The following is a 13,889-nucleotide window of genomic DNA, read 5'->3' as shown; positions in this document are numbered from 1 at the left end:
AAAAAGGTGATTAGGAACCGTTATCTTACCCTCAGTAACACGAAATATTTGCTTTTCAACTTTGACCCAAGCCATACTTTGGATAAAAGATCCTGCAAAGCATCAGGCCAAGATATGATTTCTTGTAAAACCAAGCAAAAGAGAAAGACACTCAGCAAAGAGCGCATTAAGCGCAAAGGCTACATTTGTGTTGGCTGGACGAGCGTGATCCTCGGGCTAATTGGTGTCACGGTTCCGCTACTACCTACCGTGCCGTTTATTCTTCTGGCACTGTACTGCTTTGGCGTTGCCTCACCTAAATTTCAGCATTGGCTGCTCACTCATAAACGGCTTGGCCCTATTGCGAGGCGTTTGCAAAGTAAAAGCGGTTTGACCGTTAAAGAGAAAGTGCAATCGCTGATCCTGATCTGGATCTCGATGGGCGCGATGTTTTACTTTGTTGCGCTAGGCACCCATTGGCAGTGGGCCATTTTGGGGCTAATCGTTTTTGAAACTTGGTTTATTCTGCGCTTTAAAACTCATCGCCCCAACAGCGATGAAAACATAAAACCCACTGAGTAGAGAATCAGACAGTAAAAAAGCGCCGTGATGGCGCTTTTTGGTAGATTGGGTGTTTTTAATCACTACACCAAAGTGACTCGGGCAAATTTACGTTTGCCGACTTGCAACACGTAAGTGCCTGCCTCTAACACAGATTTAGCATCAGTGATTTTTTCGCCTTCCAATTTTGCCGCACCTTGCTTGATCATGCGCATCGCATCAGACGTTGAAGAACACAAGCCCGCTTCTTTTAATAGGTTGCTCATTGGCATGCCCACTTCAAATTGAACTTCTGGCATTTCATCTGGCACCGCACCTTTTTGAAAACGATTGATAAACTCTTGCTCAGCCGCATCAGCATCCGCATCGGTATGGAAACGGGCAATGATCTCTTTGGCTAACAAAATCTTAATATCGCGTGGGTTTTTGCCTTCTGCGACTGCCGCTTTGAAGCCTTCGATTTCTTCTAGTGGACGGAAAGACAACAGCTCGTAGTAGCTCCACATCAGATCATCAGAAATCGACATGATCTTACCAAACATCTCACCCGGCGCTTCGCTCACACCAATGTAGTTGTTCGCAGATTTAGACATTTTCTTCTCGCCATCTAAACCCACCAGCAGAGGCATCATCAATACAACCTGAGGTTTTTGCCCATTGGCTTTTTGCAGCTCACGGCCCATTAGCAGGTTGAATTTTTGATCTGTACCACCAAGCTCTACGTCAGTCTCCATTGCCACAGAATCGTAACCTTGCAGAAGAGGATACATAAATTCGTGAATCGCGATTGGCTGACCACCCGCATAGCGCTTTTTGAAATCATCACGCTCAAGCATACGTGCCACGGTTTGATTAGCCGCTAGACGAATCATACCTTCCGCGCCAAGATCAGATAGCCACTCAGAGTTAAACTGAATTTTGGTTTTCGCAGGGTCTAGGATCTTGAACACTTGCTGCTTATACGTTTCAGCATTGCGCAGCACATCTTCACGCGTTAGAGGTGGACGAGTCGAGTTTTTACCAGTTGGATCGCCCACCATACCGGTGAAATCACCAATTAGGAAAGTCACATCATGGCCTAGCTCTTGAAACGCACGCAGCTTATTTAAGATCACAGTATGGCCAAGGTGGATATCTGGCGCTGTCGGATCCGCACCCAATTTAATACGTAATGGACGCCCTTCTTTTAGCTTTTCAATGAGCTCTTCTTCTGGAATTAGCTCGTCTACGCCGCGTTTTATCTCGGCTAGTGCATGTTCAATGCTCGCCATTCTTGTTCACTCCCACAGATTTGGCAAAATTTTGATGATGCACATCTTACTTGAATAGCGAAGCTTTTTGAAACAAGTTAGACTAAACAATAGGACTTATTTATTTGTGATACTCAGAACGAACTTCAGATGCTATCAATTTTCGCTCGTTTACCATGGATGCACCGAGCACTAATCGCACTCTTCAGCGCTGTGATAATCATTGCGTTATTTTTTATCCCCGATTCAAAAAAGCTCAAACAAGAAAGCAACCGCTACAAACTGGGCGAAAATTACCCGCTTGATATAGATACCAGTAACCTTGGCTCTGGCCTTACTGCACCTTCTTTAAATCTGATCCGCTGGGAAAAATACACCGTTGAATCAGGAGAAAGCGCCGCACTTTTGTTTCAACGCATCGGCCTTTCCGCTCGGCTACTGTATAACCTAACCTCTGCCAGCAAAGAGATAAAAAGACAACTGACGCGTTTAATGCCCGGCGATATCTTGGAGTTTGGCTTTGATGATAATAACGAGCTGGTTCAATTTAAACGCCAACTCACGCCTTACGAAACCTTCCGTATATCCAAAACGCCTGAAGGCTATATCTCAGAGCTAGACAAAAAAGAAGTGCTGTATCAATACAACTACGCGGAAGCCAATATCACCTCAAACTTTTGGAATGCCGGTGTTAATGCAGGACTCACTGCTAATCAAATTATGGAACTGGCTGGCATCTTTGGTTGGGACATTGACTTTGCTTTGGATATTCGCAAAAACGACTCATTTAAAATCTTATATGAAGAAAAAGTAGTGGAAGGCCAAGTGGTAGGCCGCGGCAAAATTATTGCGGCGGTGTTTACCAATCAAGGTGACACCTTTACCGCTGTTTTGGATGACGTCACTGGTCACTATTACGATGAAAACGGCCGCGCTATGCGCAAAGACTTCTTGCGATCTCCGGTGGACTTTCGCCGCGTCAGTTCTAACTTTAACCCTCGCAGGCTTCATCCAGTCACAGGCCGAGTCAGGCCACACAATGGCACGGATTATGTCGCACCTGTCGGCACACCCATTTGGGCGGCTGGCGATGGTGTGGTTATCAAATCCAGCTACGGCCAATACAATGGCAACTATGTGTTTATTAAACACAGCAATACCTACGTAACCAAATACCTTCACCTTAAACGGCGCAAAGTCAAAACGGGTCAGCGCGTCAAGCAAGGCCAAGTCATCGGTACACTTGGTAGCACAGGCCGAGTCACAGGTCCTCACCTTCACTATGAATTTTTAGTCCATGGCGTACACAAAAACCCTAGAACGGTGAAATTGCCGCAATCCAAATCGCTTACTGGCAATGCCAAAGTTAATTTTGTCACCAGTGCGAAAGAGCGGATTGCCAAGTTGGATCAATACAGTAATTTGCTATTTTCAAGTAACTAAAGCACCCTGAGCTAAACCAGATTAAATAACAATTGATAAAAGAATTAATTAAATAAGGCTAAATTTTGTCCATGCTCGAAAAACAATGCTGACGGTGTTTTTCACTATTGTTTTTGGCAAAACGTGAGTCTTTTTCCCTATACCATGTGGGGTTCGAGCACAATAAAAGTACATGGTAAAAGGAAATGCCAGTCAGCATAAATGCGAATGGATTGAGTATTGTTCACAAAGGTTCAGAAGGCGTTGCGAAATCAACCCAAGCCGATGTCTGCTGGACCACCATTGGACCCGTTGTCGTCCCATTGCCCTATGATAATGTTGCCAAGTCCAAACACCTAGATAAAGGTAGCGCGACCGTGTTCGCCGATGGCGGTAACAGCATTGCCATTGATGGCTGCAACTTTAGTAAAAGCAAGGGTGATGAAGACGGCGATGCCAAAGGCATCGATTCTGACACCATCGAAGGCAAAGCGGAGTTTATCAGCTGTTCTCCCACAGTACTTATTGAAGGCCAAGGCGTCTGCCGTTTGTCTGATCAGATGAAAATGAACAATGGCAATACCATGTGTATGGGCGGCGTGCAGAACCCTTCGGTAGAAGTTGAAGCGCTTGCAGAAGAACTGTATGAGCTAGGTATCCATTGCCACTACCCTGATCGCGAACCCTTGGTACAAGCTGAATTTGAAATGAAGTCATCTCGAGGCGAATGGCTAGCTTCAGGCAAGCTTGATGCGACAGGTTATGTCAGAGTACGCCAGCTGCCAAATGAGCAAGCTGTGATTAACTATCAAGAGGATGCTCGACCATACACTGTTCACCTTGTCGCCAGTAAAAATATTCACCAGCAAGATTATAAGCACGAGGATTTTTTTGCGCTCTGCGCTGAATCTAAACAACCATTTTGGCGACCAACACGAGTCGACTCAAGTGTCAAAAGCTGGGGGCAATTCTCCATACCCGCCAAACAAGATCCTCAGTTTTGCCATATGGTTAGCATGCAATGGCTTGCCCTCCTTCCGCTAAAAACCAGCCTACAAGAGTGTCAAACTTTAACTAACCGGCTGCTATCTTTCTTGGGGCTAGAAACAGGTCAAAACAAACTGAATCAAGAGCAGCAGCACGCACTACTTGGCCTAATTCATCAGGCAGCCCCTTTGATTACTCTTGAAGGCAAGGTGCTGTCTATTTATGCAGAAATCGCCCCAACTGAGTCTTACAACACACTGATGGCCGCGCTGCGAGATATTGGTTATGGCAACCCAGTCAAGTTAACGGAACAATTCGATTGGCAAGGAGAGCGACTTAAGATCACTCGTCATCTCAATCAACTACTAGATAAGCTCGAATCCCGGCTTACCAACTTGAAATCACGCGCATCGTCGATGGGTTATGCCGAGCTAGAAAAACGCTATAAACAGATCATGAATCAATTGGCTGAATTGAAAGCCCAACTGCCTAATTGGATCAAACAAGCCAGTCGCGATATAAAAGAAAAACTGCAATCTATTAAAGCTACCGATCCGAGCGTTCATGTCACTAGGCCATCAAGTGTCGGTTTTTCTACGGCGGCCGGTACTCTATACCAAACGGTATATACCACCAAGCACTACAAAAAACTGACCTTTGACGATCCGAAAGAAAAAATACTGCGAATCGGGGTATTTTTCGATGGCACCGGACAAAACAATCGCAACGATGAGTATAAAGAAAGGCGTGGCAATAAATCTCGTTCCAATATTGCTAGATTGTTCGAAGCGTATCCTGTAGTCCCTGGTGAGTCTGATGCCATTTATATTTCTGGTGTCGGAACTGTTGATAATGCCTATCTAACCCCAGAGGTTATCGACAAGGGGGAGGATGAAGTGGATCTGGTTCAAGCCTTTGGTATCGCCATCGAAGATCTTCCTGAGCCTAGCCAGCAGACCATTGAGAAAATCGAAAAAACAGGCGCTTTCTATAAATGGCAATCTTTAATTACTCAGCTCCATGAACTCTGCAATGATGAAGAAAATAACTATAGCTCTGTGACTAAAATCGAGTTCGATGTGTTTGGCTTCAGTCGAGGTGCCGCGTTGGCAAGACACTTTGTCAACACAACAGAAGTGGGCTTACCAGACTATGACAAGCCAAGGCAAGGTCGCGATGGTCTGGCAATTACGCCTAATTTGCTAGGCACCAACAAGGCTAAACGCTTCAATCCTTATTCTGGCTTTGAAATTGACAGTAAAAGAAAAGCCAGCGTTCGGTTTGTTGGCCTGTTTGATACCGTTGGCTCATTCTACTGGCCAGGTAACGATGATGAAGGTAACTTTCAACTTTCGCTAAAGCCAGATTGCGCTAAAGCTGTGCTTCAGCTATGTGCCTATCATGAATATCGTAAAAACTTTCCTCTCACTTCCCTTAAAACTAATGGCAGCTTACCTGATAACTTCTTTGAAGAGATGTTCCCTGGCGCACACTCGGATGTTGGAGGGGGTTATGCCGCATTTGAACAATATGCTCAAAAAGGGCTGCCCGAGCGTTATCAGGTTCCGACACTCGATACGTATAACCGCGAGTTAGTCAAAACCCTTTCCTTTGAAAAAGAGTATAAAAGAGAAAGAAGTAAAGAGCATAAGCAGACTCAAGGTCACCTTAGAGCACAACGAATGATGGAACATACACGACAAGAAATGGAGCAGCAATGGAACCAGCAGTGCTTAGAGCAGCACCAGCAATATGGCCAGGTGAAATGCCAACACTGGCACCTGCATTTCTATCGCTTACAACCAATTAGCAACGCTTTATCCGGGCTAGCGCAGGAACGAATGAAGCAACAAGCCACGTTATTTGGTGTGAAGTGGAAACAAGATCTGTACACCCAACCGCATAACTTCGCCAAGAATAAATCTCTATCCCAATATTCTGTTGAGCTCAATTCCCAACCTCTGGGAGGGATCACAGAGTCATCTTGGGCAAGTTATATCAAGCCCCAAACTAAGACCCTCGTTCATCGACCCCACGATGCGCTGATTAACCCTGGATATTACTCGTTTGTTCAATATATCGTCAATCGACCCACTTATGATGCACACGACAAACTACAAAGGCAGGTATTCGATAATGCATAAATGGAGATTAAATGTAATTTGCTTGCCTGCTTTTTTTCTATTGCTATCTTGCTCTGCGAGCTCAAAACAAGAAGATATCTACCAGCAAACCGTCGCCACAATTGGTAACTCGGGCAGCACAACAGGCCCACATGGTGTGGCAAGTATGTGGCTGCAAGATACCCGTGGTAGCGCATCAGATTTTGGTTATGGAGCAATTCACGGATATCCAAGTAAGAGTTCAGGTATTAATATTGGCGTCCCAAAACACGTGGAGGGATACTGGATAAAATTCGATGACAACGATGAGAATATCGTGGAGTATTATAGGATTTCAGCACCTATAGATTACCAATTGGCAGCAAAGAAAATTGACACACTCAATCACTATTATCAAAACTTTGAGCGTCAGGATGGCACCATGCAGGTTATTGTGGACGGTCCAAGGGTAAGGGTGTTCTTCACTAAAAAGTGTTTTCGATCTCGCGCAGACTGTACCCCAAATAACAATGCAGATCCGCAAGGATATATTGAACGTTCACCCACAAATAGTACAGATGTAGTAAAACTGTTTGATGGGATGGGTGAAGCCTCCAACATTCCATTTCCTAATTCCCCTTTTGATCAACGCCAGATTAGCCAAAAGTTTCAGTTGGGGAGATCGGCTGATAGATTGATTATCAAGGACACCGCAGGAAATATTGAAACCTATGGTTCAGGCATCACGAGCCCGACTCAAATCACCGCTTTTTGGCGAACATTAGGCCAGGATACAAGTGGTAATTTTACGGGAAAAAACAAATATTTTCGCCTTATCGCATCTATAGATGGAGAACAAAGCGAAAAAGCCATTCAAACGCTGAGGAATTACTATAAACATTTTTTTGGTAAAGTGGGGAGCATTTATGTATTTGCTAATAATGGCCAACTCTCAGTGATTTATAGCAATTTTTGTTTTGAAGGAGTAAAAGACTGTCGTCCCAAGCAAGGCGCAGACCCAAACCATCTAATAAAGTATTCCGATGTTTTAGGCACTAACTACGTTACTCTGTACCAAGGAAAAGCCGAGTCATCCAACACCCCTTTCCCTGACGGCCCTGATTATAATGGCGATCCTCGTTACTGGAATATGCCAGAACACGACAGTGTTAAACATTAAGCGCTTAACTTGTTTCGCTCACTGCCGCGCTGGAAGCTTTTTTCTCTCTGGCCAACATCAGTAAGCAGGGAGTCAATACAAGCGTTAGTAAGGTCGCAAACGCCAACCCACCAGCGACGGCAGTGGCGAGCTGCGACCACCATTGGGTGCTGGGCGCGCCAAACTCAATTTTTTGATTGATTAGGTCGATATTCATTTCGAGCACCATAGGCAACAAACCTAGAATCGTAGTGATGGTGGTCAATAACACTGGCCTTAGACGCTGAACCCCAGTTCTCAATATGGCCTCACGTTTTTCCAAGCCGCGTTTTATCAACTGATTATAGGTATCAATCAGTACGATATTGTTATTGACCACTATACCTGCCAAGGCAATCACGCCTATCCCAGACATAATAATGCCAAACGGCTTTTGGAAAATAAGTAAGCCGGCAAACACCCCAACGGTTGAAAACACCACCGCACTTAAAATCAGGAAGGCTTGATAAAAGCTATTAAATTGGGTGATCAGAATTAATGCCATCACCGCCAAGGCAACGACAAACGCTTTTTGTAAAAAGGCGGAAGAGTTTTGCTGCTCTTCGTTTTGCCCGCGAATATTAAACGCCACACCTTGAGGAAGCTTAAGCTGCAATAGCGCTTGCTCAATCTTGGGCAGCTCTAACGCTAAGTTGTAGCCATCTTTTATGTCAGCGACAATTTTGATGACTCTTTGACCATCTCGCCTCTTGATGGTTTGTTGTTTAGGCTTAGCGATAACTTGAGCAAAGTTGGTTATCGGCACCATGCCTTGAGGGGTTTTGATGCGAAGTTGATCGAAACGGCCAATATCGCGTTTATGTTCTGGATATCGTACCAAAATGTCCACTTCTTCATCGGCATCGTCGGGCAGATAATCGCCTAACCTTAATCCATTTGTCACGAACTGGACGGTATTACCCACCAATGTGGCATCAGCGGCAAAGCGAGAAGCATCGTCACGACGTATATCGACTTGCCAGTCAATACCGCCTTTATTCGAGGTATCACTGATATTGGCCAGCGCTGGGAAACCATCCGCCCAATGGCGCACCATTTTAGCCGCTCTATCCAAATTGTTTGCCACGGTAGAAGTCATCTCAATTTCGAGATCGTGCTCAACGGGAGGGCCAGCATCGGGGAACTTATATTCGATTTCAACGCCAGCAAACTTATCGGTGGTTTGTTTTAACTCTTCAATGATGTCTTTCACTTTACGGCGATATTGCCAATCTACTGGCGTGATTTGTATTTGCCCTATTCCATCGTCTCCGCCCGTTTTGGTATAGACGCTTTCAAATTCCTTATGATTAAACATCACTTGCTCTATATCTCGCATGATGGCGTCTTTTTCCTTGATTGATAAATCCCCATGCGATCGCACTTTCACCGTAAAGTATGGAGGATCCACTTCTGGAAAAAACTCTGCGCCCAGGCCTGCTTTCACATACGTGACACCCACTCCGATGGCAAGCAAGATTGCCGCAAACAGTATCTTCCAAGGGTGATCAATCGCCAACGATAGAATGCGGTAATAGAAACGAGTTAGCCCGGTAGCTTTAGAGAAATCACCATCGTGAAGCGCTACCATTCTTACGCGATTTTCAGCGCTGACATTTTGCGGACGGCCAATAATGCTACCCAACACAGGCACAAATAATAGCGCCATCATTAAAGAAGCGGTGAGCGTTGCGATTAAAGTAATCGGCAAGTATTTCATAAACTCGCCCGTGGTATCTGGCCAAAACATGAGAGGGGCAAACGCGGCAAGTGTCGTCGCGGTCGATGCACTGATCGGCCACGCCATGCGTTTGGCTGCATCTCGATACGCTTGTTTCTTCTCTACCCCTTCTTGCATGCGCCTGTCAGCAAACTCCGTGACGACAATCGCGCCATCCACCAGCATACCCACAGCCATAATGAGCGAAAATAGCACCACAATATTAACGGTTAACCCAAATACTGACAGTACAAGCAGCCCAGTTAAAAACGACCCCGGAATCGAAATCCCAACAAGCAGCGCGGTGCGCACGCCTAATATTGCGATGATCACAATGACAACCAAAATGATTGCCGACAAAATGTTATTTTGCAGATCGTTCAACATGGTTTTGACATCTTTTGACTGATCCCATGTGTATTTCACTTGCAAATTACTTGGCCAATCCGGCAGGGTTTGCGCTTGAGCTAATATCTGTTTGACGATATCCACGGTATCGATAATATTTTCGCCCGCTCGTTTTTTTATATCGAGCACAATCGCTGATCTACCGTCCATTCGCGCGTAACTGTCAGGATCGCGAAATGCCCGTCGAACGGTTGCCACATCGGAAAATGAGACCACTTGTTTGCCATCTACCTTGACTGGCAAATCCAGAAGATCGGTCAATGAATCAAATACAGAAGGGACTTTGACAGAAAAGCGCCCGTAGCCTGTGTCAACATAACCGGCTGGTACAACACGGTTATTTAAAGAAATAAGGTTAAAAATATCCGCCTGATCTAAGCCATAACTCTCCATTAGTAATGGTTCAACTAAGACTTCGAGGATGTCTTCTCTATCTCCGGCGATCTCCACTTCCAGTACTTGCCGATAACTTTCCAGCTTATCTCTTAATTTGCGAGCTATTTGCACTATGGTGCGCTCAGGCACTGCGCCATAAAGCACCACAGACAACACCGGTTCAACAGAAGCTAACGTTATCTCATTGACGGTCGGCTCATCAGTGTCATCGGGAAGTTTCGGTTTGGCCAGATCCACGGCGTCTCTCACATCCGCCATCGCTTGTGCCAAATCCACGCCAACAGAAAATTTTAAAGTGACCGAAGCGTGGCCTTCAGCCGCGCTAGCCGTCATTTCCTTCACGCCTTCAATCGATCGCAACTCTTGCTCTATTGGCCGAACAAGTAATCTTTCTGCATCTTCGGGAGAAATACCTTGGTGAGTAACCGATACATAGATGATGGGGATGGTAATGTCTGGGCTGGACTCTTTTGGAATGGTGAGATAAGTCATCACACCCGCAATTAAAATCAAGATTAACAGCGTGAGCATGGTGCGCGTTCGAGAAAGTGCTGCATCAATAAGTGAGTACATACTATCTCCTTTAGCCTATGGCTTAATGCTATCCGATTTCACTGCAATCACGGCATCACCAGCTCGAACAAAACCTTGCCCCACCGTGATGATATCGGCGCTTTGTCCTAACCCAGCAAGCCAAACACCATCTTGGCTCGCTTTAACAAGATCGATAGGAACAAATTCAACGCGCTGGTCTTTTAATACCTTCACCCCCAAATTGCCATCACCGTCTAGCGCGAGCATGGCAGGAGTAATTTTTATCGCTGGGGTTTGTTTTAAATTGAGAGATACTTCTGTACTAACACCAGCTGGGATTTGTCGAGTATCGTTACTCACTTCGATATCGATAGGAAATGTGTTAGTGCTGGTTGAAGAGACTTTGGAAACATATCGAACACGGCCAGTCGCTTGCTTGCCATCAATAAAAGTGACGCTGGCTTGTTGCCCTGCTTTAATGAACTGAATATACCGCTCACTGACGTCGGCTTCGATCACCAGTTTTTTGATGTCGATAAGATGAGCAATTTGCTCACCAACCGATACATAATCGCCAAGTTCGACGGGTAATCTATCGACAATACCAGCAAATGGTGCTCTGACTTCGGTATTAATCAGGTCTCTTTTCGCGCTTTCTACATCGGCTTTGGCATCCACTAACGCCGCTTCTGCGGTGAAAAATGCGACTTCCCCTTGCAGGCCTCGATTGCGCAGTGATTTAGATGCTTTAAATTCCTTTTCTCTCACCTTTAACATGGCTTTGGCCTTGTCTAACTGAACGGCAAGATCGGCTTGGTCAACTTGTGCAATCAACTGGCCTTTTTTAACTAGTTCGCCTTTTTTGACCTTAAGAGCCACGATGCTACCAGGATATTCAGCGGCTAAATTGGCTTGCTTATTTGGAGCGGTGCGTCCGTATAGTTCGAGGATTTTATAGGTTGGTTGGGCTTGAAAGGTTTGGTACACCACTTTTGCTAGAGGAGCTGTGGTTGAGGTGGCAGGGCTAGAGGTATCTTCCGCTGACTTTAACGTGCCGAGGCCAAGCCATACTGCTAAAAGGACAACGACTAACAGCGACACCAACCACGGTCGAGAAGATATAAAGCCACCAATTCGTGACGCAAACATAGACAGTCCCTCGGGTTGCGTTGCTGGCTGTGGTGCCATTTACCCTGCATGACATCCTTCTATGCAGGGTCGATTTTACTCAGTGTAGTCTATACATTAAACGCTAAATGATGCACCACAACCACATGTTGTGGTTGCATTCGGGTTATCGACAAAAAAGCGAGCCCCTTCTAAACCTTCGGTGTAGTCCACTTTCCCGCCAAGCAAATATTGTAAGCTCATTGGGTCAACGACAAGTGTTACACCACTGTTTTCGATTTTCGTGTCACCGTCATTGACTTTTTCATCAAAGGTAAAGCCGTACTGGAAGCCACTGCAGCCACCACCAGTAATATATACACGTAGCATCAATGCTGGATTTTCTTCCTCTGCAATCAGCGTTTTAACCCTTGATGCTGCCGCATCTGAAAAAGACAAGGGGATGTTTGCTTCACTCACGACGACCTCTCTCATTCGTGCTTTTCCTGGTAAGTATGCAATAGGCTTAACAGGTCTTCATTTCAATCTGGATGATGCGATTATCTAATACCTTACTAAAACGTTCAAGTATTCACCATGTATTCGCCATTTTATATAGGATTATTGGTTGAAATTTGCTGCTTTTGCGCTCTGAAATGTTTTTTGTTCGCAATTTGAAGAGTACAATGCTGACCAACTTGGTCCGAGCAATCAACAGAGGATATTTCCATGACCAAATCATCAGATTTATATCAAAAGGCTCAACAAACCATTCCTGGCGGTGTGAACTCACCAGTGAGAGCCTTCAACGGAGTTGGCGGTTCTCCTATTTTCATTGAACGTGCAGACGGTCCGTTGATTTTTGATGCTGATGGCAAAGCGTACATTGATTATGTCGGCTCTTGGGGCCCGATGATCTTAGGCCACAATCATGCCGCTATTCGCAATGCTGTGATTGAAGCGGCTCAGTGTGGGTTAAGTTTTGGCGCGCCAACTGAAGTGGAAATTAAAATGGCAGAGCTGGTTTCTGAGCTAGTGCCATCGATGGAGCAACTTCGAATGGTGAGCTCAGGCACTGAAGCCACCATGAGCGCAATCCGACTTGCTCGTGGTTACACCAACCGAGACAAGATAGTTAAATTCGAAGGCTGCTATCATGGTCACGCAGACAGCCTGCTGGTTAAAGCTGGTTCTGGCGCGCTAACTCTTGGTCAGCCTAGCTCCCCGGGTGTTCCTGCCGATTTTGCCAAGCATACCCTCACTGCAACATTTAACGACTTAGCGTCTGTGCGACAACTGTTCGAAGCCAATAAAGATCAGATTGCCTGTATTATCGTCGAACCTGTTGCGGGTAACATGAACTGCATCCCTCCGGTTGATGGTTTCTTGCAAGGCCTGCGTGCGATCTGTGACGAATTCGGTGCGCTACTTATTTTTGATGAAGTCATGACGGGTTTCCGTATCGCACTAGGCGGCGCACAAGCGCATTATGATGTTCAACCTGACTTAACTACACTGGGCAAAGTCATCGGCGGCGGAATGCCAGTGGGTGCATTTGGCGGTAAAAAAGCCGTGATGCAACACATTGCGCCAACTGGGCCTGTCTACCAAGCAGGAACCTTATCTGGCAACCCAGTAGCGATGGCGGCAGGTTACGCATGCTTGAATATTCTAAAAGATGAAGGTAATCACAAACGCCTGACTGCGAAAACAAAACAGCTTGCAGATGGCTTTAAATCTCTCGCAGACAAACATGGTGTGCCTATGTTGGTGAGCCAAGTAGGCGGTATGTTTGGCTTCTTCTTCACTGAACAAGACAAAGTAACTTGTTATGAAGAAGTGGCAAAATGCGACGTTGAACGTTTCAAGCGCTTCTTCCACCTAATGCTAGAGCGCGGCGTATATCTTGCTCCATCTGCGTTTGAAGCAAGCTTTACTTCGTTGGCGCACAGCTCAAAAGAAATCGAAGCCACACTGGAAGCTGCCGATCATTGTCTGGCCGTTATCGCAGCCGAAAGTGTATAGGGATTTACCCGAACTTTACCGATAGCATAAGGGCTGGTAGCAGCCCTTTTTTGATCCCAACCGCTGTGAATGCCAAGTCAAATTTTCAACCGTTTGCTATTTTTTTGTTATTCCCACGACTCCTACGCAGTCTCTGTATTGCGCACACCTTCGTTACCATTCATTATACGTTTGGGGTCTGTTATCCCCAACTCCACAAG

Annotated in this window: 9 protein-coding genes; 5 read left to right on the top strand and 4 right to left on the bottom strand. The window is 45.6% G+C overall.

Going from position 1 to position 13,889, the window contains the following annotated elements:
- Positions 1–114 precede the first annotated feature (114 nt).
- A complete protein-coding gene (locus tag M9194_RS06535) occupies positions 115–561 on the top strand; it encodes a YbaN family protein (RefSeq protein WP_250611814.1) in 447 nt (148 codons plus the stop codon).
- A gap of 62 nt (positions 562–623) precedes the next feature.
- Here M9194_RS06535 and tyrS read toward each other — a convergent pair whose 3' ends face one another.
- Positions 624–1,811, bottom strand: a complete 1,188-nt coding sequence (gene tyrS / locus M9194_RS06530; protein ID WP_250611813.1) for a tyrosine--tRNA ligase — start codon at positions 1,809–1,811, stop codon at positions 624–626.
- A gap of 129 nt (positions 1,812–1,940) precedes the next feature.
- Here tyrS and shyC point away from each other — a divergent pair, with 129 nt between their 5' ends.
- The 3 genes from shyC (at position 1,941) to M9194_RS06515 (ending at position 7,481) form a co-directional block, all read left to right on the top strand.
- The gene (shyC, locus tag M9194_RS06525; protein ID WP_250611812.1) at positions 1,941–3,233 is read left to right on the top strand and encodes a peptidoglycan DD-endopeptidase ShyC; all 1,293 of its coding nucleotides are present in this window, start codon (positions 1,941–1,943) and stop codon (positions 3,231–3,233) included.
- Positions 3,234–3,418: 185 nt separating this feature from the next.
- Positions 3,419–6,343 carry a PAAR-like domain-containing protein gene (locus M9194_RS06520; protein ID WP_250611811.1) on the top strand — a complete coding sequence of 975 codons (2,925 nt, stop codon included), beginning with the start codon at positions 3,419–3,421 and terminating at the stop codon, positions 6,341–6,343.
- Positions 6,336–7,481, top strand: coding sequence for a hypothetical protein (locus M9194_RS06515; RefSeq protein WP_250611810.1), 1,146 nt, complete (start codon positions 6,336–6,338; stop codon positions 7,479–7,481). The genes M9194_RS06520 and M9194_RS06515 overlap by 8 nt, the downstream gene beginning before the upstream one ends.
- 4 nt (positions 7,482–7,485) lie before the next feature.
- Here M9194_RS06515 and M9194_RS06510 read toward each other — a convergent pair whose 3' ends face one another.
- The 3 genes from M9194_RS06510 to erpA form a co-directional block, all read right to left on the bottom strand.
- Positions 7,486–10,596 carry an efflux RND transporter permease subunit gene (locus M9194_RS06510; RefSeq protein ID WP_250611809.1) on the bottom strand — a complete coding sequence of 1,037 codons (3,111 nt, stop codon included), beginning with the start codon at positions 10,594–10,596 and terminating at the stop codon, positions 7,486–7,488.
- 15 nt (positions 10,597–10,611) lie between these two features.
- Positions 10,612–11,706, bottom strand: a complete 1,095-nt coding sequence (locus M9194_RS06505) for an efflux RND transporter periplasmic adaptor subunit (RefSeq protein ID WP_250611872.1) — start codon at positions 11,704–11,706, stop codon at positions 10,612–10,614.
- 96 nt (positions 11,707–11,802) lie between these two features.
- Positions 11,803–12,144 carry an iron-sulfur cluster insertion protein ErpA gene (gene erpA / locus M9194_RS06500; RefSeq protein ID WP_250611871.1) on the bottom strand — a complete coding sequence of 114 codons (342 nt, stop codon included), beginning with the start codon at positions 12,142–12,144 and terminating at the stop codon, positions 11,803–11,805.
- A gap of 249 nt (positions 12,145–12,393) precedes the next feature.
- Here erpA and hemL point away from each other — a divergent pair, with 249 nt between their 5' ends.
- On the top strand, positions 12,394–13,689 hold the full coding sequence (gene hemL / locus M9194_RS06495) for a glutamate-1-semialdehyde 2,1-aminomutase (RefSeq protein ID WP_250611808.1): 1,296 nt from the start codon (positions 12,394–12,396) through the stop codon (positions 13,687–13,689).
- Positions 13,690–13,889 lie beyond the last annotated feature (200 nt).

The organism is Vibrio sinus (assembly GCF_023634645.1).
Lineage (GTDB): Bacteria > Pseudomonadota > Gammaproteobacteria > Enterobacterales > Vibrionaceae > Vibrio > Vibrio sinus.
Note: the sequence above shows the minus strand (reverse complement) of the source record. Positions and strands in the feature narration are given on the sequence as shown.

Bases quoted from the DNA above. Each gene is read 5' to 3' on its own strand.
- M9194_RS06520 (WP_250611811.1), top strand. From the start codon at position 3,419: ATGCCAGTCAGCATAAATGCGAATGGATTGAGTATTGTTCACAAAGGT.
- M9194_RS06510 (WP_250611809.1), bottom strand. From the start codon at position 10,596: ATGTACTCACTTATTGATGCAGCACTTTCTCGAACGCGCACCATGCTC.
- shyC (WP_250611812.1), top strand. From the start codon at position 1,941: ATGCTATCAATTTTCGCTCGTTTACCATGGATGCACCGAGCACTAATC.
- hemL (WP_250611808.1), top strand. From the start codon at position 12,394: ATGACCAAATCATCAGATTTATATCAAAAGGCTCAACAAACCATTCCT.
- M9194_RS06515 (WP_250611810.1), top strand. From the start codon at position 6,336: ATGCATAAATGGAGATTAAATGTAATTTGCTTGCCTGCTTTTTTTCTA.
- tyrS (WP_250611813.1), bottom strand. From the start codon at position 1,811: ATGGCGAGCATTGAACATGCACTAGCCGAGATAAAACGCGGCGTAGAC.
- M9194_RS06505 (WP_250611872.1), bottom strand. From the start codon at position 11,706: ATGTTTGCGTCACGAATTGGTGGCTTTATATCTTCTCGACCGTGGTTG.
- M9194_RS06535 (WP_250611814.1), top strand. From the start codon at position 115: ATGATTTCTTGTAAAACCAAGCAAAAGAGAAAGACACTCAGCAAAGAG.